Raw genomic sequence first — 19,615 nt, 5'->3', positions numbered from 1 at the left:
CCTTTAAAATACTCAATAGCTCAAGCAAATGCAAAATCCACAGTTGTTTATGGTTCTTTTGGGTTGTCGGCCAGCCAGGAGGCATACCGAACAGCACGATGTTTTTTTCGGCATTGCCAACTCCCTAAAAGAGCTGGTTCCGGAAATGGTAGAATTTTGGCCCGAAGCCAAAGGCAAGATCCATATCGATGCCTGGCGCGTAGTGAGTAAGGTGGGCAACTATAGGATAGAAGTGGTTGAAAAAGGCCATCCCAAAACTGACCCGAACAGCTTGTTCTTTCTCAACCTGGGGGGCTATCGCAAAAACGAATTCGACGAACTGCACTACAAAATGTTGGTGGTAGCCGACCAAAAGGCGGTAGCCATCGCAACCGCCAAAGAAACGGCTTTTTATAAACAAACCTGGTTTGACGGGGCCTCCTCGCACATCGACGACAAGTATGGCGTAGACGTAGACGATATTTTCGAAATAGAAGACATCCTAAGTTCGGCTACCAAAAAAAAGTATGCCTTGAAATTTACGCCAGGCAATATCGAGGCCGAAGACGAGATTACCCTGGGCTATTTTCCTTTGGCCAAAATTGTAAAGGGAGAACTCTAGCATAAACACTTGCGAAGCCTTCAAGCTTCGCAAGTATTATTGATGCATTTATTGTGCAGGCTGCAAATGGGTACCGATGGCAATTCTGTTCCAGGCATTGATAGTTACAGCAACCATCATCAGTTGGGCAATGTAATTATCATCAAACAGTGCTTTTGCTTTTTGAAAGGTTTCCTCCGAAAGCCCGCCATTGGCAATCAGTGCCATTTCTTCGGCCAAAGCCAAAACAACTCTTTCTTCCTCATTAAACAGGTTGGTTTCGCGCCAGGCGTTTAACAGGTAGATGCGCTGCTCGGTTTCGCCATATTTGCGGGCGTCTTTGGTATGCATATCAATACAAAAGGCACAGCCGTTGATTTGCGAAGTCCTGATCTTGATCAGTTCCTTGTGCATTTTGTCTAATTTGGTGGTAGCCAGGTAATTTTCTAGGCCCAGCATGGCTTTATAGCCAGCCGGCTCTAGTTCGGCGATATTAAATCTTGGGTTCATAACTTTATTTTAAATGATGAACCAAAATTAGGCTACATGCACCGGTAAAAACTTAAACCAGTTTAAGAAATAAAAACAGAGTGGCCAATAGCCTATTTTTTGCGCAGCTCGCTCAGGTATTCGGGTGTGATGCCCAGATAGGAAGCCAGCATATACTGCGGAATGCGCTGTACAAAATCGGGGAATAGCGTAACAAAATGCTGGTAGCTTTCTTCCTTGGTAAAATCGTGGAAGTACTTGACCCGCATTTGTGCTGCCGCATAAGCCCTTTGCATCATGATCCTGAAATAGCGCTCCAGCTGTGGCAGCTGCCTAAAAAGCTCGTCTTGCCGACTGCTGGCAATGCCCACAATCTGGGAGGCTTCTACCGCCTGGATGGAAAAGTTGGATGGATGCTGTGTGCTGAAACTCATGTAGTCGGCTATCCACCAGTTTTCCAGTGCGAATTGTACAATCTGCTCGGTGCCTTTGTCGTTCACAAAAAACATGCGCAGGCAACCCTGTTCTACAAAATAATGATACCTGCAAATCTGGCCTTCCTGTAACAGCAATTCCTTCTTTTTGGGGGTTAAAGGTTTGATTTGCTGCAGCAATAAGGAAGTTTCATCGTCGGTTAACGATACGTAACGTTTAATATGCTGAATAAAATTGGGATACATGGCCTAAATATATCAAAGCTTTTGCAATTTGAACACATTCCCAAATGCGCTAAGCTTCTTTAAACTTTTGGCTCAAGGTCTCTGTTGTTTAACTACACTAAAAGCAGTAGAATTATGGAAACGAAAACAATAAGCGCAGAGGTACTGAACGACCTTATCCAAATTAACAACGACAGAGTGGCGGGCTATGAACGGGCTATAAAAGAGTTAAAAGAGGGCGATGCCGATTTAAAGGCTTTGTTTGTAAAGATGATTGGCGAGAGCCATCAACATAAGATGGCTTTGGCTACCGAAGTACAGGCATTGGGCGAAGAGGCCGAAGAAGGAACCACCACATCGGGCAAAATATACAGGGCCTGGATGGATGTAAAAGCCGTGTTTACGGGCAACGACAGAAAAACAGTGCTCAATAACTGCGAATTTGGCGAAGATGCAGCTCAAAAAGCCTACAAAATGGCTTTGGAAGAAGAGCTGCCGGCCAACATCAGGAGCCTGATCACTGATCAAAAAGTAGCTTTGAGGCAATCGCACGACGAAATTAAAAGACTGAGAGACTCCCAAGCGTAGTTTTGAAAACTCCCTAGAATCACAAAGTCCCGATGTTGCATCGGGACTTTGTTTTTTTATTTCTGTTCGAGTTCCTGGTCCAGGTAATGGGTTACTTTTTTAATCGCGTTATCTATGGTATCGCTTAAAATGGTAATGAAAGAGCCCGGCTTGGCTGTATGGATTAGGTTTTTCAGGCAGTCGTCGCCATGGTTGTTAATGTCGATCTGGATGTCTGGTTTTACCTCTTTTAAGCCGGTAAGCAATAAATCGATCAGCTCCTGCTGTTTGCGTCCGCGCAGGTATTTCTCTTGGCAAATGATTACCCGATCAAACATTTGCGCGGCAATGCGAGCGGTTTCGATAATGTCTTCGTCCCTTCTGTCGCCGGTACCCGAAATTACGCCCACATGCTCGCTGGCCTCAACGGTTTGCAGGTAGGTTTTTACGCCGTTAAAACCATCGGGATTATGCGCAAAATCGACCAACACCTTAAAGTCCTTGAACTTGAAGATGTTCATCCTGCCCGGCGTAAGCGCGGCCGACGGAATGAAGGTTTCTAATGAAGTGCGGATATCTTCGGTTTTATAGCCCCACAAAAAAGTGGTGAGCGTAGCGGCCAATACATTTTGGATCATGAAATCGACTGTACCGTTAAACGTAAGTGGAATATGCGTGGCTTTTTCCACGCGGATTTTCCAATCGCCTTTTTTAATGGTCACGAAACCGTTTTCGTAAATGGCGGCAATGCCTCCTTTTTTGCAATGCTCCTTAATGACCGGATTTTTCTCGTCCATGCTAAAATAGGCCACATTGCAATCGGCGCTGGCCGCAATCTTCAGGCAGTAGGCATTGTCGGCATTGAGCACGGCCCAGCCGTTTCTTTTGACGGCACCAATAATCACGGCTTTCACGCGGGTCAGATCGTCGAGGTTGTGGATGTCTGAAATGCCCAAGTGGTCTTCCTGGATATTGGTAACTACACCAATATCACATTTGTTAAAGCCCAGCCCTGAACGCAAAATACCGCCACGGGCGGTTTCAAGTACGGCTACTTCAACTGTTGGATCCTTTAAAATAAACTCGGCGCTAAAAGGGCCGGTGGTATCGCCCTTCATCAACATGGTATTCTGCACGTAGATGCCATCGGAGGTGGTAAAGCCTACGCGGCTGCCATTGTTTTTTACAATGTGCGCAATGAGGCGGGTGGTGGTGGTTTTACCGTTGGTGCCGGTTACTGCGATAATCGGAATGCGGGCATCTTTGCCTGGCGGATAAAGCATGTCTATTACCGGAGCGGCCACATTGCGGGGCAGGCCTTCGCTTGGCGCGAGGTGCATCCTAAAGCCTGGCGCGGCATTTACTTCTAAAATCACGCCTCCGTTTTCGGTGAGGGGTTCGGTAAGGTTCTGCGCCATAATGTCGATGCCACAAATATCCAGGCCTATAATTCTCGAAATACGTTCGCAGTTGAATACGTTTTGCGGATGTACCTGATCGGTCACGTCTATAGAAGTACCGCCGGTGCTCAGGTTGGCCGTCGACTTGAGGTAAACCACTTCGCCTTTCGGAGGCACGGTTTCCAAGGTATAGCCTTTCTTTTCGAGCAGGTCTAGCGTATCGCGGTCTACATTGATTTCGGTGAGCACGTTTTCATGGCCATAGCCACGGCGCGGATCGGCGTTTTCTTCATCAATAAGCGCCTGGATGGTCTGTTTGCCATCGCCTTTTACATGGGCGGGCACACGCAGCGCGGCGGCTACCATTTTATGGTCGATCACCAATACCCTAAAGTCGTGGCCGGTAATGAAGCGTTCTACAATAATCCTTCTGGAATGTTCTTTGGCATAGTGGAAAGCGGCAATCGCTGCTTCTTCGGTTTTGACGTTAATGGTGGCGCCACGGCCATGGTTGCCATCCAGGGGTTTAAACACCAAGGGGAAGCCTACTTTTTTAATGGCTTCGTGCACATCATCGAGGGTGGTTACCGTTACGCCTTTGGCTACCGGAATGGCAGCATCTTCCAGCAAACGCTTGGTTTCGTCTTTGTTGCCGGCAATATCAACTGCAATGCTGCTGGTACGCTCGGTCATGGTAGCGCGAAAACGCACCTGGTTTTTGCCATAACCTAATTGTACCAAAGAACCTTTGTTAAGCCTGATCCATGGAATATCGCGCGCAATCGCCTCATCCACAATAGAGCCGGTACTTGGGCCCAAGCGTTCCGATTCGCGCAGTTCGCGCATGCGGTGAATGTCGTGTTCCAAATCGTATTCTTTGTTGCCGATCAATGCTTCAGCGATGCGCACCGAGGCTTCGGCGGCATAAACCCCAGCCTTTTCTTCCAGGTAACTGAACACCACGTTGTAGATGCCTTCGGTTTTGGTTTGCCTGGTACGGCCAAAGCCCGTATCCATGCCCGCCAAGGTCTGTATCTCGAGCGCAATATGCTCAATCACATGACCCATCCAGGTTCCCTCTTCTACCCGCGCTAAAAAACCACCTGGTGCACCCTTAGAGCACCTGTGGCTGTGCAGGGTGGGAATCAGCTTTTCTATACGCTCCCTAAATCCTTCGATGAGGTTGGTGGGCTTTTGCTCCATATCTTCGAGGTCCAGGCGCATCTGGATTAATTTTTTTCTATTCACCGACCAAATATTTGGTCCCCGTAAAACCTGTATGCCTAATATCTTCATTTATGGTATAAAATTGTTTTTTTTGAATGCGTTGTTGAGGTGGGGAGATTATCGGTTTCGGGCGAGCCCGACAAACCTCAGCTTAAAGTATAAAAAAAAATTCAAATTAACTGTGGCCCCCTGCAATTAAACTTGTTCATCGGGCTTCCAAATTCTGCTTTGATTGTTAATTAAAAGTGTAATATTGATAAAAATACTGTTAAATATTAGGCTAATGCGCATATATTTGGCATTTTAGCAACATTTACACAGGTACGATGGCTCCAAAAGGAAAATTAATCATCATAGGCGGCGCAATAGATACGGGAAGCTTTGCCGAAACGCAATTCGGATTGCCACAGAACATGAACTTTTTTGAGCGTGGAATCTTAAAGCGGATTACCACCGAATCAATTAAAGGCCACGATTCGCGTTTCGAAATCATGACCACCGCATCGCTTATTCCTGAAAAAGTTGGCGAAGAATACATCAAGGCATTTGCGCAGCTCGATGTGCATAATATCGGAGTGCTGAATATTGGTAGCCGCGAGGAGGCCAACAATCCCGAAAATGCTGCGCGCATTAAACAGGCCGACGTCATTATTTTTACTGGTGGCGACCAATTGCGCCTATCGTCTATTTTTGGAGGCACCGAGATCCACCGTATTTTGTTAGACAAATACGAAAACACTGATTTTGTCATTGCCGGAACTTCGGCAGGTGCCGCCGCCAGCTCTAAGAACATGATTTACCAGGGCAGCAGCAAAGATGCTTTGCTAAAGGGCGAAGTAAAAATTACTGGTGGCCTCGGTTTTATAGATGATGTGATTGTAGATACCCATTTTGTACAGCGTGGCCGTATTGGCCGTTTGTTGTACGCTACGGCCAGTAATCCAGGTATTTTGGGCATTGGCTTGGGCGAAGATACCGGGCTGTACATCCACAACAATACCATGGAAGCCATTGGCTCGGGTATGGTCATTTTGGTAGATGGCCGTTTTATGGCCGATACCAACCTAACCGATGTAGAAATGGGACAGCCGGTTTCGATCAAGAACATGGTGGTACATGTGATGTGCGACGGCGATATTTACGACTTGGTTAGCCATCAATTGGTTATCCATCATCCAAAAGTTATACCTACAGCCTAGCCATAAGCGTTAAGCATGTGGCGGGAAGCGGTCAGCGTATAGCATTATGCGTTTTGAACGCCAAGCCTAAGACCCGTAAACCCCTAACGCAATACCCAATACTCACTACGCAATACGCAGATGAAACTAATCATACACGGCGGCTTTTTCAGCGAATCAGCCACCAACCAGGAAACCAAAAAAGCCAAGCAAGATGCCTTGGCCCAGATTGTAACCCAAGCGCACCAGTTTCTGACCAAGCATACGGCTTTAGAAACCGTAGTATATGCCGTTGGCCTGTTAGAAGACAATGAGCTGTTTAATGCGGGCATTGGTTCACAGATCCAAAGCGACGGCAAAGTGAGGCTCAGTGCGGCTTTGATGGATGGCCAGACCCAAAAATTTAGTGGCGTTATCAATTTAGAAGATGTAAAAAACCCGATTGAGGTAGCCGAAAAGCTATTGGCCTATGATGATCGGGTACTGAGTGGCGAGGGCGCACAAGCCTTTGCAAGAGCCAACAACTTCGACTATTTTAATCCAATTACCCCGCAACGTCAGGCCGAATATGAGGCTAAATTAAACCAGCAAGACCGGAAAGGAACGGTAGGCTGCGTAGCCTTGGATGCCAACGGAAACCTGGCGGCGGCAACTTCAACAGGAGGCAAAGGCTTCGAAATTCCTTGTCGGGTAAGCGACTCGGCCACGGTAGCGGGTAATTTTGCTAACAATTTTGCCGGAATTTCGTGTACCGGCGTGGGCGAAGACATTGTAAGCGGCGCCTTGGCTGCCAAAATCGTGACCCGCGTTACCGACGGCTTTAGCCTGAAAGAGGCCTGCGACAAATCTTTTGTCGAACTGCAGGCATTCGACGGCTTTGCCGGCGTGATCGGAATCTCGGCTAAGGGCGAAATTTACCATTGCGACTCTCATCCGTATATGGTTTGGGCAGCTTTTGATGGTAGTTTACAGGTGTTTAACTAAAAATAGCTATCTTTATCAGATGAACAAGATTCACCTGGCTCTCGCATCCCTATTTTTTGCTTCTGCTGCCTTTGCTCAAAATGTAAATTCTGGGCCTCAGGAAACACAAAATGCGGTAGGGAATGCTATTAATATCGCGGTTTCGCTTAAAGACGAAACAAATGGAGATGAATTTTTTGCTGATGCCGAACGCAACGAAAGGCAAGGCGACCTGAACGAAGCGCTTACGCTGTTTGGCAAAGCGGCCTTCGAATACAACAACGACCGTAAATTTAGCCGTTATGGCGCGGCGCTGCTGCGCATGAGCAACATCCACCTCTTGCTTTCGCATTATACCGAAGCCGAACAGGTGGTGCTCAATGCCGCCCTTAAAACCTACGCCAAAATAGGCAGCAAGGCAGGCCAGATGGCAGCTTATAATCAGCTGGGCAAGATTTATTATGCGGCCAATAAGTTAACCCAATCACTCTGGTTCTATACCCAGCAGGGGATTCTGGCACAACAGCTTCGCAACAATACTTCCTATATCGATTCGGTATTGGGCATTGCCCAGGTCAAGATTAAAAAGAAAGAATACGGGTTGGCTACCAAAGATGTGAACCGTGCCGAACTGCTAGCCAAAAATGCTAAAATTACGCAGTTCAGTCAGCAGATAAAAAACAGCAGGCTGCTGATTACCGAAAAAACAGGGCTAAAAAAATAAACAAGCTAACTAGCTGAATAATAAAGTTTACAAAAAAGATACAGATAATTGCTGTATCTTTTTTGTTTATTTAAGAAATTGGTATCATATTGGATGATGATTTTATAAGAATGGATTTTAAAACTGTTAAAGAGATGTTGAGAAGAGTATTGATGATTACGTTTACAGCCGCGGCCTTGGCCTGTAGCGCGTCGCCAAAACCGCAGAAAATGGTTGATGGCGTACAAAATATTAAGCCAGATGAGCAGCAAAGCCTGGTGCTAAGGCAAGTGGTTAACCTGATCGAAAGCTATAACTATAAGAAATTGGAAATCAACGATTCGATTTCTTCTATCATTTTAGACAGGTATATCAAGGCATTAGACCCTTCTAAATATTATTTCCTGGCCAGCGATATCAAAGACTTTGATAAATTCAGGACCGAGCTCGACGATGATTTCAGGATCGGCGACCTGAGTGCTCCTTTCTACATCTTTAACGTTTACCTGAAAAGATACAACGAACGCATCAATTATTCGATAGCACAGATTAAGGGCAAATACGATTTTAACCAAAACGATACCTACGTATACGATCGCGAAAAAATGCCGTGGATTGCCACAACTGCTGGTTTGGACGATGTGTGGAAGAAAAGGGTAAAATACGAATTGGTAAACCTTAAAATTGCAGGTACGCCTGATGCCAAGAACGTAGAAACGCTGACCAAAAGATACGAAAACCTAAAATCGCAGGCAGCCAAGTTCAACAACCAGGATGTTTTTCAGCTCATCATGGATGCCTTTACCGAAGCCATCGACCCGCATACCAATTATTTTAACCCTAGAAATGCCGAGGTGTTTAACCAAGAAATGTCTCGCTCTATCGAAGGCATCGGTGCTACCCTGCAGCTAGAAAACGAAGTGACCAAAATCGTTTCCATCGTACCTGGAGGTCCGGCTTTTAAAAGCAAACAGTTGAATGCCGGCGATAGGATTGTGGCAGTAGCCCAAGGTGCCAACGGCGAATTTGAAGATGTAATTGGCTGGAGGATAGATAATACCGTGTCGAGAATCAAAGGCCCTAAAGGCACTACCGTAAAATTGAAAGTAATTCCGGTTGGACAAGAACTTTCTTCTAAACCGGTAATCATTACCTTGGTGCGCGAAAAAGTGATTTTGGCCGACCAATCAGCCAAAAAATCGGTAAAAACCATTCAGTCTGACGGTAAACCTTATAAGATCGGTATTATCCAAGTGCCAGCTTTCTATGCCGATTTCAAAGCAGCCAATACTGGCGATCCAAATTATAAAAGCACCACCCGCGACGTGCGTTTGTTGATCGACACCCTTAAAAATACCGATAAGGTTGATGCCATCATCATGGATTTGAGGTCTAATGGAGGCGGTTCGTTGGTAGAAGCCATCGACCTCACCGGTTTGTTTATAGACAAAGGGCCAGTTGTGCAGGTCAAAGACTTGAGAGGCAGCGTTGAAGTTGACGAAGACAAAAATGCGGGCGCCGCTTGGACCGGTCCAATGGGCGTAATGGTTGACCGTTTGAGCGCATCGGCTTCGGAGATTTTTGCTGGTGCCATACAAGACTACGGCAGGGGCATTATCATGGGTACCCAAACCTATGGCAAAGGAACCGTGCAGTCGTCAATCGATCTTAACCGCTTGGTTAATCCGTCTATCCTGCAAAAAATGGCATCCCTCTTTAAAAGAGACAGCAAAGGCGTGATCGTATCGCCACAAGGCAGCAATGCGGTGCTCGATAAGGATGGTATTCCGCAGTTAGGCCAAATCAACCTGACCATGGCTAAATTCTATCGTGTAAATGGCAATAGCACCCAGCATAAAGGCGTAATTCCTGATATCAATTTTCCATCGGTTTATCCACTGGATAAGATTGGCGAAGATACAGAGCCATCGGCCTTGCCATTTGATATGATTAAGCCATCTAACTATAAAGCAGTGGCCGACTTAACAGACATCAAAGCTAACTTGCTAAGGTTGCACGAACAAAGGATGAAGAGCTCTTTAGACTATAAAGTGCTGAACGAAGATATTGCCGATTCGAAAAAACGCGATGGCGAAACTTCGATTACCCTCAACGAAAGCAAGCTCAAAGCGGAAAGAGATGCCTTGGAAGCCAAAAACCTAACCCGCTTAAACGAATTGAGGGCATCGAGAGGTTTGGCGCCAGTTAAAAAAGGCGATAAAATTGCGAAAGACGAAAACTACGATCTGGTGGAAGACGAAAGCATCAAGGTAATGATCGATTTGATGAAGATGACCGAGGGCAATAGACTCACCAATGTACCAAAGACATTCGAAAAATAACTTTATCAAAAAGCCCCGAAAGTTCGGGGCTTTTTTGCAACAGATCCAATGACAAAAGCGCAAGTATTTGAAGAGATGGTTTCTGTTTTTCAGCTCAGCCCTGATCAGATAGACAGTTACCTTTCCGAGTCGTTTGATGAAGTAAATTTGGAAGAGAACGAACAAATCATTGATGGGAAGTGCTTAAAATCAAGTACGTATTTTGTCAATAGTAAAAGCTGGCAGGAAAAAGGTACCTTAATCCTATCTGTATTTAACGGCGAGTTGTTCAGTTGCCAGTTTAGTACAACGGCCGATTTTGACTTTAACGAAATATTGGACTATGCCATTTCAAACCATGGCTTTGTTTTTCAAAAAGAAGAGATTTTACCCCTATGGAGTATGACAATCTTTAGAAAGGAAGGTTATTTGCTGAGCTGTTCTACCGGGGCCTTAAATAAGCTGCAACTTTCCAAAGTTGAACTATTCGGTGAGAAAATTGTAGAAATGACCATAATGCCACCATCCCCTAGCTAATCATCAAAACAAAAAAAGCCTTCCAGAGTTAATTGGAAGGCTTTTTTGATTGGTGTGGTCATCGCGAAGAAACTGACGATTTTCCATATTGATTTTCGCCAACGGCTTACTTTTTGCCTTTGTTCGGGTCTATTTGCATGGCCATCATTTCTTTCATGGTTTTGTTCATGCCTTCGGTACTGCCATCCAAGAAAATGACGTTGCCTTCGCTGTACTCGGCAAATTGTTTAATGGCTTCGGTCCACATGGTAAACAAAATAACCGAAGTATCCAGGTTGGCCTGCTGCATTTCGTGGGCGGCATTGGTCATACCTTTGGCCACCTCTTCCCTAAATAGGGCAATACCTTGTCCACGCAATTGGGCCGCTTCGCGCTCGGCGGTGGCGGCAATTTTAATGGCATTGCCATCCGCTTCTGCGGCCTTGGTTTTGGTAATCAATAAAGCCTGGCCTTCGTTTTCGGCGGCGGCTTTCAGGTTGTTCGAAGCCACTACACGGCTCATGGAACGCATAATCTCTTCGTCGAAGGTAATATCGTTTAGCTGTAAATCCTGCAGGTGGTAGCCCCAGCTTTCCAATACCTGGTCTATCTGGTGTTTTACATGCTCTACAATTTCGTTTCTTTGCGCCAATACATTGGCTTGTTTTTGAGTGGCCACATAAGCCCTGATCGAACCTTCGATGGTACGGATCAAGGCCTGCATCAGGTTGCTGGCGTCAACAAACTTAAAGGCTACGTTTTTGATGGTCTCTTCGTCGTGGTTCAGTACCGAATAAAGCAGCATGGCCTTGAAATATACATTGGCCTGATCCTGGGTAACCGCCTGGAAAGAAAGCTCTACCGAGCGGTTCTGTATCGAAATCCTGGAATGGATCTGTTCAATCAACGGGATTTTTAAGCTCAAGCCTGGGCGCAGCTGCCTGCGGTATTTTCCAAAAACGGTAATCACGGCAATGGTGCCTTGCCTTACGGTAACAAAAGAGCTTAAAAGGATAATTAATCCGAAAAAAAGCAGTCCATAAAAAAAATAGTCCATAGAATTTGATTTAAATTATAGCCAATATTACTAATAAATTGATTTTCTGTGTAGCTTTATTTTAGATATTTTATAATCAATCATTTATGAAACTGAAATTAGGTTTACCATTAATTGGTTTGGCGCTTCTGGCGGCCTGCCAAAGTAAAAATACCGAAACCGACACCCGGACGGTATTTTTAGACAAAGCCGGAATGGATACAACGGTTAATCCGGGAGACAATTTTTTCGAATATGCCAACGGTAAATGGATGAAGGCTACGGTTATTCCAGACGATCAGAGCGGCTGGGGCAGCTTTTATACTTTGTACGAAGATAACCTCAAAAAACTAAAAGGGATTGTAGAAGATGCCGAAAAGGCAAATGCACCGAAAGGAAGCATCAAGCAAAAGGTTGGCGATTACTATGCCAGTGGCATGGACACGGTAACCATCGAAAAATTGGGAGCCGAACCTTTAAAGCCGGTACTGGCCAAAATTGACGGTACCAAAAGCTATAAAGAATTGGTGAGCTTATTGGCCGAACTGGCAAAGACCAACGAAGCCGGCCTATTGGGCATGGGCGTAGGTGCCGATGAAAAAAACAGCGTAAAAAACATCGTTTCTTTTTATCAATCGGGATTGTCGCTGCCAGAAAAAGACTATTATTTTAAAACAGACAGTACCTCTAAAGTAGCCCGCGAAGGCTTTGTTGCCTACGCCACCAAACTATTTAGCCTAACCGGCTCCGATGCCGCTACGGCAGCTAAAAACGCGAACGCCATTTTGGCTTTGGAAACAGAAATTGCCAAGTCTCATCGCAGCCCTGAAGAGCTGAGAGATCCGCAAAAGAACTACAACAAAATGAGCGTAGCCCAGCTGTCGCAGTTGGCCCCAAATTTAGACGTGCCTTCGCTTTTTGCGGCCATGCAGATTAAAACCGATAGCGTTAACGTTGGTCAGCCGGCTTATTTTAAAGCATTGAGCACTTTGCTGGCCAGCCAACCTATTGAAGTTTGGAAAACGAAGTTCAAATACGATTACATGGCCAGAAATGCAGGCTTGCTGAGCAAGGCTTTTGTTGATGCCTCGTTTAACTACAATAAAATCTTCAATGGCCAAAAGAAACAATCAGAAAGGTGGAAAAAACTGGTTAATGGAATCGACGCCAACATGGGCGACCTGTTAGGCCAGCTTTATGTAGAGAAATACTTTACGCAAGAAGCCAAGCAAAGGATGGACGAGCTGGTGAACAACTTGCAAAAAGTATTCGCCACCAGGATTTCGAAACTGGATTGGATGAGTGCCGAAACCAAAGCAAAAGCGACCGAGAAACTGAATGTCTTTTTAAAGAAAATCGGCTACACTACCAAATGGAAAAACTTTGACGATGTGACCATCAGCAAAGGCGATTACCTGGGCAATGCGCGCAGCGCCAGGATGCATGCCTACAACGAAGAAATCAGTAAAATAGGCAAACCGGTTGATAAAACAGAATGGGGCATGACACCGCCAACAGTAAACGCTTATTACAACCCGACATTTAACGAGATTGTGTTCCCGGCTGGTATTCTACAGTTTCCATTCTTCGATGCCAAAGCCGACGATGCCATCAACTATGGCGCCATTGGTGCGGTAATTGGCCACGAAATGACCCATGGTTTCGACGATCAGGGCCGTCAGTACGATGCGGCAGGCAATATGAAAGACTGGTGGACCAAGGCTGACGCCGACCAGTTTAAAACCAGAGCCGATAAGGTGGCTAAATTGTACAGCGGCTTTACCTTGTTGGGTAACGAGCATGTAAACGGCAACTTAACGCTGGGCGAAAACCTGGCCGATATTGGGGGCTTGGCTATTGCCTACGATGCTTTTAAACTTACCAAGCAAGGACAGGACAACAGCCAAAAAATTGATGGCTTTACACCAGATCAGCGTTTCTTTTTGAGCTTTGCGCAGGTATGGCGTATCAAAGACAGGGATGAGAACATGCGTGTTCGTATCAAAACAGATCCGCACTCTCCAGAAATGTTCAGGGTAAATGGCCCGGTTTATAACATGGAAGCTTTTTACAAGGCTTTTAATATTCCAAAAACCGCCAAAATGTACGTAGCCCCAGAAAACAGACTGGGTGTTTGGTAGGCATTATTGCAATTGACCTCGCTAAAGGCGGCATCATTAAATTGGTGCCGCTTTTTTTTGAAACAAAATGGCCGTTGCCCTGTTTTTATGCTACAACATTGCTTTATGAACGTAAAAAGGATTTTTGGTGCCCTGTTAACCCTTTTGGGGGTTGTTGGTCTGGTTTATGCGGGAATAGGTTTTGTAAACCATAGCCAGAACTCGCGCGGGCTAATTGTTTATGGAATTATCGGATTGGTTTTCTTTGTTTCGGGCATCGGACTGATCAAAAACACCAAAGACGAATCGTAACGAGGCTATTTGAGCTTGCGTTTATGTTTGATAATCATAAATTGGCTAATGCCTACAAAAGCTCCGGCAAAAACGACAATCAGTTTAGAATTCAGGTTTTCGTCGGGATCTGTGGTGATCATATAGGCCGCAACAGCGCTCAGCGCAAGTCCGGCAATAAATAAAATATAATGAACCGTTAAGCCTTTCTTCATTGGATTAGTTTTTTAACCTGATTTGATTGTTTTCAAAGATAAGGTGATGTCCGGCAAAATCGATGTCGGTCAAAGTCTTCATTTTGTCAAATGCCGTATGGTTTTCGTCTAAAGTTAGGCGATTAATCTTATCTTGTTTAACTGAAACGACATCGGCGTACAGAAAATCACCTCTGCGGTTAATTTTGAGTTGCAGCAACGGCGCAAAGCCATTCGGGCCCTTCAGGCTAAACATGCCATAGGTACAGAAATTGCCCAGGCTATACGCGATAAACTTATTTCGGTACACTTCAACCGCGCGGGTTACATGTGGTCCGTGCCCCAATACCACATCGGCACCGGCATCTATTACCGCATGGGCAAAAGCATAAACATTGCCCCTGTTTTCCTTAAAAAAGATCTCGGTTTTGCGTGTTACATGCTCAAATCGTGCCCCTTCGCCGCCGCCATGAAAAGATACGATCACAATGTCGGCCTGTTTTTTAAGTTCGGCCACCAGGGCCTTGGCGCTGTCGATGTTTTTAATGGACACCGTATTCTCGTTGGGCGCAAAGGCACAAAAAGCATATTTCACACTGTCTATTTCAAACAGGTCGAAAGGTTTGTTCAATTGTCCGGCATAATGTATTTGAAGCGAATCTAGCAATCTGGCCGTGTTTTTTCGGCCCTTGGCATCAAAATCGCCTACGTGGTTGTTGGCAATGCTCAGCACGTTAAAACCCGCCTTTTTGTAAATGTTGGCATAACGATCGGGCATTCTGAAGGCGTAGCAGTTATTAGGGTTAATGCCTTTGCACTTATTGGAGTTGCCCGAATTGAGAAAGCAGCCTTCTAGGTTGCCGAATACAATATCGCCCTTTAAAAAGGTATCAACAGCCACAAAACTGTTTACCGCATCATCGGGAGGCAGGTTGAGCTTGCTCGGAAAGGCGGAGCCCAGCATCATATCGCCCACGGCTACCAGGCTTAAGGTATCTTTTAACCGCTTAACCTTTGGCGTATCGGTTTGTGCCTGTTTTACCTCTGCCTGGGTTTTGCTTTGGCAGCTCATCAGGGTATAAGCAACCAAGCCAGTTAAAAAAGCAATGCCGAGGAGTTTCTTCATGGGTAGTTACAAAAAATCCCTCCCGGTTTTATGGGGAAGGATTGGAATATTTTTAATGGGATGCCAAAGGCTATTCTTCGATAAATTCTTTGTTTGCCGGATCTAAAATCCGTCCGCCCTTATAAAAATAGCGGCTGTAGTAAGGTTCGTTCAGGTTGCTGATGCGTACGCCTTTTACCGAGGCATGTGCAAAGCGGTTATCGCCCAAGTATACGCCAACGTGCGAAATGCTGCGGCTTTTGATTTTGAAGAAAACCAAATCGCCTTCTTTCAGCTCGTCTCTCGATAAAGGATCAACCATGCTGAAGATATCGCGCGAGTTGCGCAAAATGTTGGTGTTAAAAACCTTGTCGTAAATGGCTTTGGTAAAGGCCGAACAGTCAATCCCTTTCTTGGTGTTGCCACCGTAACGGTAGGGAGTTCCGATCCACTCGTAAATAAACTTGTATAGTTTCAGGTTCGATGTCGCATCAACGGCTACACCCATTACCTGCGAGAAATATTGCGACGCTAAGTTGTCAGGATCTTCTAGTTTGGCTTCTTTGGTCTTATTGCTTTGTGCGAATGTAGCTGTGTAGCTACTGAGAACGATAAGAATAGAAAACAAAATCTTTTTAATCATGTTATGCTTTTAAGTTTGGGTAAACGGGCACTTACACTTAAACGTACACCACGGGGGCTTATTGTTAGGGTAGCAAAAATATGTCTTTTGCAAATGTTATCCAAATGAATCTCAGTTAAATGTAAAAGTTATTAACATTTTACGCGTTCTAAGGCGCTGGAGCCACTTTCGCGAAGCCACATTTGTTGATAAATCATTTAAACCGATGTGATTATTGAACATGGATGAAGTTTTGATTGGAAGTGTGGATAAAAGCTCTGGCGGAATAAAGCGTGCTATCATAAAATTGCCTTATGTACATTAGCAGGGACGGGGCACTGTAAAAAATGCAAAGCAGAAATTTAGGCCACAGCAACACCGCGTATCCAGCTTGCGCTATGGCAAAGTCGGTACAGCTAGCGCAGCGAAGATGCAACGGCCTTGAATTTTTGGTCACTTTTGTCTTCATTTACTTTTTGCACAGTAGATGTTGCTGTAGGTGTAAAATCTAGCTCCGCTGGCTGTTGCCCAAAGAAACGAAGCAAGGAAAGAGACGACAAAAGTTGATGGCTTCTTTCTGCCAATCGGTCTGTTGCAGGCAGGCTTCCGGTGAAGTAGCAGGGTTTTGTAAAAATCTTTTAAAACACTTTTTTTCAAAATCCTTTAAGCCTTTGTTGCCAACAAAATAAAATTTTTTTGTTTTTGCCAATCGAGCATCAAAAAATGGGGCTAAGTTCCCGGCAGAAAAATATTAATGCCCGCTTAGACCAGCTTACAGTCTATGTGAGTGTAATTCAGACACTAAAATGGTGCTAAATCCCTTGTGTTTAGTGCTCGGCACGGATAATTTTACATACGATGATGTGAGAAAATATAATAAAAAAATTAAATTTGTTCCCGTAAATAAAAATCAATACCCAAACATGAGTGCAGTAGAAATAAATAAGGATACCTATTTGAAGTGGTTTGAGTCGATGTTGCTGATGCGCAAGTTCGAAGAGAAGACCGGACAACTTTACGGACAGCAAAAGATACGCGGATTTTGTCACCTTTATATTGGTCAGGAAGCAGTAGTTGCAGGTGCCATTTCAGCAATGGAAAAAGGCGACTCGATGGTTACCGCTTATCGCGACCACGCCCATGCCTTGGCTTTAGGCGTTAGTGCCGACAGTATTATGGCCGAAATGTACGGCAAAGCTACTGGCTGTTCAAAAGGTAAAGGCGGTTCTATGCACATGTTCAGTAAAGAACATCATTTTTATGGTGGCCACGGTATCGTAGGCGGTCAGATTCCGTTGGGTGCTGGTATCGCTTTTGCCGAAAAATACAAAGGCACCAAGCATGTAAATATTTGCTACATGGGCGATGGAGCAGTTCGCCAAGGCGCTTTGAACGAAGCTTTCAACATGGCTATGCTTTGGAAGCTGCCGGTAATTTTTGTTTGTGAGAACAATGGTTATGCCATGGGTACTTCGGTAGAACGTACTACCAACATGACCGATATCTATAAAATTGGTTTAGGTTTCGATATGCCATGTGCACCGGTTGATGGAATGGATCCGGTTGCGGTTCACAATGCCATGGACGAGGCCATCCAGCGTGCGCGCGCTGGCGAAGGCCCGACTTTCTTGGAAATGAGGACTTACCGCTACCGCGGACACTCCATGTCTGACCCGGCAAAATACCGTACCAAAGACGAGTTGGAAGAATACAAAGCTAAAGATCCGATCGAAAGCGTAAGAGAAACCATTTTGAGAGAGAAATATGCTGATGAAAACTGGATTGCCGAAATCGAAGAGAAAGTGAAAGGCATTGTAGAAGATTCGGTGAAATTTGCAGAAGATTCGCCATGGCCAGATGCATCCGAACTTTACACAGACGTGTACGTGCAAACCGACTATCCTTACGTAAAAGATTAATTTTTAGAACGCATTTCATTAGATTTATATAGATGGCTGATATAGTAAGAATGCCTAAGATGAGCGACACCATGACCGAAGGGGTAATGGCGAAGTGGCATAAAAAAGTAGGCGATAAAGTAAAAAGCGGCGATGTTTTGGCCGAAGTGGAAACCGACAAGGCAACCATGGACCTAGAATCCTATTGGGATGGAACATTATTGTACATCGGTGTTGAAGAAGGCAAAGCCGTTCCAATCGATGCGTTAATTGCCGTTATTGGCAAAGAAGGCGAAGATTACAAAGCTGCGCTGGAAGCCGAAGGAGGCAATGCCGCTGCAGAGGCGCCTAAAGCCGAGGCACCAAAAGAAGCAACCCAAGCCGAAGCTCCAGCCCAAGGCGGTGGCTTAAGCGAAGAAGAATTGAGCAAAAAAGGCGTTACGGTAATCCGCATGCCTTTGCTGAGCGATACCATGACCGAAGGCGTAATTGCCGAATGGCATAAAAAAGTAGGCGATAAAGTAAAAGACGACGATATCCTTGCCGACGTAGAAACCGATAAGGCTACGATGGAGGTAATGGGCTACGCCACGGGTACTTTGTTGCATATTGGTGTAAATAAAGGCGAAGCGGCCAAGGTAAACGGCATTATTGCCATTGTTGGTCCGGAGGGAACAGATATTTCTGGAATTTTGGCCCAAGGTGATGCTCCTGCAAAAGCGGCCAGCGCTCCAGCCGATGCGCCGAAAGCCGCAGAGGCACCAAAAGAAGAAGAAAAAGCACAAACCGTTTCAAACGCCAACGGCGGCCGTATCATTGCCTCGCCTTTAGCTAAGAAAATTGCAAAAGATAAAGGTATCGACCTCAGCCAGGTAGCAGGTAGCGCAGAAGGCGGTCGTATCATTAAAAAAGACGTAGAGAACTTTAAGCCTTCGGCAGCACCGGCAGCTACAGCTCCGGCAGAAGGTGCCAAAGCCGAAACGAAAGCCGCTCCGGCAATCCCTACCTTTGTGGGCGAAGAGAAATTTAGCGAAAGACCAGTTACACAAATGCGCAAGGCCATTAGCAGACGTTTGTCTGAAAGCTTGTTTACCGCGCCGCATTTCTATGTAACCATGAGCATCGACATGGATCAGGCTATTGCAGCCCGAGCCAAAATGAACGATTTTGCTCCGGTTAAGATTTCTTTCAACGATTTAGTGGTCAAAGCAGTGGCAATTGCTTTGAAACAGCACCCGGCCATCAACTCGTCGTTCCAGGGCGATACCATCCGTACCAACGAACATGTACACATTGGCGTAGCCGTTGCAGTTGACGAAGGTTTGTTGGTTCCGGTAATCCGCTTCGCCGATGGCAAATCGTTGAGCCATATCTCTGCCGAAGTAAAAGACTTTGCCGGAAAAGCCAAAGCCAAAAAACTGCAACCTGCAGAAATGGAAGGCTCTACCTTTACCATCTCTAACTTGGGTATGTTTGGCGTTGACGAGTTTACGGCCATCATCAATACACCAAATGCTTGTATCCTGGCCGTAAGTGGCATTTCGCAAGTGCCGGTTGTTAAAAACGGCGCAGTGGTTCCAGGCAACATCATGAAGGTAACCCTAAGCTGCGATCACCGCGTGGTTGATGGCGCTACTGGTGCCGCTTTCTTGCAAACCCTAAAATCGTTGCTGGAAGAACCCGTAAGATTGCTGGTTTAAAAATAACAGTAGAGTGCCCCGAGCCAAATTTGGGGTACTAACCAAA

The 19,615-nt window shown here is 45.5% G+C and carries 18 protein-coding genes; 11 read left to right on the top strand and 7 right to left on the bottom strand.

Features of this window, described 5'->3' with window-relative positions; all coding sequences use genetic code 11:
* Positions 1-28: 28 nt before the first annotated feature.
* Entirely contained in the window at positions 29-601 is a 573-nt protein-coding gene (locus tag JHD69_RS00910; protein WP_199136342.1) for a DUF1543 domain-containing protein, read from the top strand.
* Between the two features lie 48 nt (positions 602-649).
* Here the strand turns inward: JHD69_RS00910 and JHD69_RS00905 are convergent, their stop codons facing one another.
* Together JHD69_RS00905 and JHD69_RS00900 are read right to left on the bottom strand one after the other, a co-directional pair.
* Positions 650-1,090 (bottom strand): carboxymuconolactone decarboxylase family protein, encoded by a 441-nt coding sequence (locus JHD69_RS00905; RefSeq protein WP_199136340.1) that lies wholly within the window; start codon positions 1,088-1,090, stop codon positions 650-652.
* 92 nt (positions 1,091-1,182) lie between these two features.
* A complete protein-coding gene (locus JHD69_RS00900; RefSeq protein ID WP_199136338.1) occupies positions 1,183-1,749 on the bottom strand; it encodes a Crp/Fnr family transcriptional regulator in 567 nt (188 codons plus the stop codon).
* A 114-nt stretch (positions 1,750-1,863) separates the two neighbouring features.
* Here JHD69_RS00900 and JHD69_RS00895 point away from each other — a divergent pair, with 114 nt between their 5' ends.
* The gene (locus JHD69_RS00895; RefSeq protein ID WP_199136336.1) at positions 1,864-2,316 is read left to right on the top strand and encodes a ferritin-like domain-containing protein; all 453 of its coding nucleotides are present in this window, start codon (positions 1,864-1,866) and stop codon (positions 2,314-2,316) included.
* Between the two features lie 56 nt (positions 2,317-2,372).
* Here the strand turns inward: JHD69_RS00895 and cphA are convergent, their stop codons facing one another.
* Complete coding sequence (cphA, locus tag JHD69_RS00890; RefSeq protein WP_370583440.1) at positions 2,373-4,943, bottom strand: cyanophycin synthetase; 2,571 nt, start codon at positions 4,941-4,943, stop codon at positions 2,373-2,375.
* Positions 4,944-5,248: 305 nt separating this feature from the next.
* Here cphA and JHD69_RS00885 point away from each other — a divergent pair, with 305 nt between their 5' ends.
* The 5 genes from JHD69_RS00885 (at position 5,249) to JHD69_RS00865 (ending at position 10,624) form a co-directional block, all read left to right on the top strand.
* Positions 5,249-6,121 carry a cyanophycinase gene (locus JHD69_RS00885; protein ID WP_199136332.1) on the top strand — a complete coding sequence of 291 codons (873 nt, stop codon included), beginning with the start codon at positions 5,249-5,251 and terminating at the stop codon, positions 6,119-6,121.
* Positions 6,122-6,241: 120 nt separating this feature from the next.
* Positions 6,242-7,084 (top strand): isoaspartyl peptidase/L-asparaginase, encoded by an 843-nt coding sequence (locus tag JHD69_RS00880; protein ID WP_199136330.1) that lies wholly within the window; start codon positions 6,242-6,244, stop codon positions 7,082-7,084.
* A 19-nt stretch (positions 7,085-7,103) separates the two neighbouring features.
* Entirely contained in the window at positions 7,104-7,787 is a 684-nt protein-coding gene (locus JHD69_RS00875) for a hypothetical protein (RefSeq protein ID WP_199136328.1), read from the top strand.
* Between the two features lie 134 nt (positions 7,788-7,921).
* On the top strand, positions 7,922-10,108 hold the full coding sequence (locus JHD69_RS00870; RefSeq protein ID WP_233165600.1) for a carboxy terminal-processing peptidase: 2,187 nt from the start codon (positions 7,922-7,924) through the stop codon (positions 10,106-10,108).
* A gap of 48 nt (positions 10,109-10,156) precedes the next feature.
* The gene (locus JHD69_RS00865) at positions 10,157-10,624 is read left to right on the top strand and encodes a hypothetical protein (RefSeq protein WP_199136324.1); all 468 of its coding nucleotides are present in this window, start codon (positions 10,157-10,159) and stop codon (positions 10,622-10,624) included.
* A gap of 106 nt (positions 10,625-10,730) precedes the next feature.
* Here the strand turns inward: JHD69_RS00865 and JHD69_RS00860 are convergent, their stop codons facing one another.
* A complete protein-coding gene (locus tag JHD69_RS00860; RefSeq protein ID WP_199136322.1) occupies positions 10,731-11,660 on the bottom strand; it encodes an SPFH domain-containing protein in 930 nt (309 codons plus the stop codon).
* Positions 11,661-11,746: 86 nt separating this feature from the next.
* Between JHD69_RS00860 and JHD69_RS00855 the strand changes: the two genes are divergently transcribed.
* Together JHD69_RS00855 and JHD69_RS00850 are read left to right on the top strand one after the other, a co-directional pair.
* Positions 11,747-13,780, top strand: coding sequence for a M13 family metallopeptidase (locus JHD69_RS00855; protein ID WP_199136320.1), 2,034 nt, complete (start codon positions 11,747-11,749; stop codon positions 13,778-13,780).
* A gap of 105 nt (positions 13,781-13,885) precedes the next feature.
* On the top strand, positions 13,886-14,071 hold the full coding sequence (locus tag JHD69_RS00850; RefSeq protein ID WP_199136318.1) for a hypothetical protein: 186 nt from the start codon (positions 13,886-13,888) through the stop codon (positions 14,069-14,071).
* A gap of 5 nt (positions 14,072-14,076) precedes the next feature.
* Here JHD69_RS00850 and JHD69_RS00845 read toward each other — a convergent pair whose 3' ends face one another.
* The 3 genes from JHD69_RS00845 to JHD69_RS00835 form a co-directional block, all read right to left on the bottom strand.
* A complete protein-coding gene (locus tag JHD69_RS00845; RefSeq protein WP_199136316.1) occupies positions 14,077-14,265 on the bottom strand; it encodes a hypothetical protein in 189 nt (62 codons plus the stop codon).
* 4 nt (positions 14,266-14,269) lie between these two features.
* Positions 14,270-15,370, bottom strand: coding sequence for a CapA family protein (locus tag JHD69_RS00840; protein ID WP_199136314.1), 1,101 nt, complete (start codon positions 15,368-15,370; stop codon positions 14,270-14,272).
* Between the two features lie 70 nt (positions 15,371-15,440).
* Positions 15,441-15,992 (bottom strand): C40 family peptidase, encoded by a 552-nt coding sequence (locus tag JHD69_RS00835; RefSeq protein ID WP_199136312.1) that lies wholly within the window; start codon positions 15,990-15,992, stop codon positions 15,441-15,443.
* 902 nt (positions 15,993-16,894) lie between these two features.
* Between JHD69_RS00835 and pdhA the strand changes: the two genes are divergently transcribed.
* Complete coding sequence (pdhA, locus tag JHD69_RS00830) at positions 16,895-17,890, top strand: pyruvate dehydrogenase (acetyl-transferring) E1 component subunit alpha (RefSeq protein WP_199136310.1); 996 nt, start codon at positions 16,895-16,897, stop codon at positions 17,888-17,890.
* A gap of 32 nt (positions 17,891-17,922) precedes the next feature.
* Positions 17,923-19,569, top strand: a complete 1,647-nt coding sequence (locus tag JHD69_RS00825) for a 2-oxo acid dehydrogenase subunit E2 (RefSeq protein WP_199136308.1) — start codon at positions 17,923-17,925, stop codon at positions 19,567-19,569.
* Positions 19,570-19,615 lie beyond the last annotated feature (46 nt).

This window comes from Pedobacter sp. ASV12, assembly GCF_016429155.1.
GTDB lineage: Bacteria > Bacteroidota > Bacteroidia > Sphingobacteriales > Sphingobacteriaceae > Pedobacter.
The sequence above is the reverse complement of the archived record's forward strand: the minus strand, read 5'-3'. Positions and strand labels throughout refer to the sequence as shown.